Genomic DNA, 249 nt, shown 5'->3' on the forward strand with positions numbered 1-249 from the left:
GAGCCTCAGACCATCAGAAATCCCTGAAATGAGGCCCAGATTTCCATATCCCGAAAAATCGACTGGCTCGACGAGCCGACGAAAGGTACGCGCTCGCTGACGAGGGGTATTTCAGCAAGCTGTTAGGAGTCCTTACATAAGCAGCGAATAGAACTGCGCGGCGACCGTTCGAGTGGCGTGGTCACCCTTCATTTGGCCTTTGCGGATCATGTGCATGATCTCAATGCCGGCCAGGATGATGCGCGCGCA

General features: G+C 55.0%; 1 pseudogene. It reads right to left on the minus strand.

Going from position 1 to position 249, the window contains the following annotated elements:
- Positions 1-132 precede the first annotated feature (132 nt).
- A pseudogene (locus tag GWC77_RS28965) lies at positions 133-249 on the minus strand (IS6 family transposase); the annotation flags it as partial.

This window comes from Paraburkholderia sp. NMBU_R16 (genome assembly GCF_013282575.1).
In the GTDB taxonomy this organism is placed as follows: Bacteria; Pseudomonadota; Gammaproteobacteria; order Burkholderiales; family Burkholderiaceae; genus Trinickia.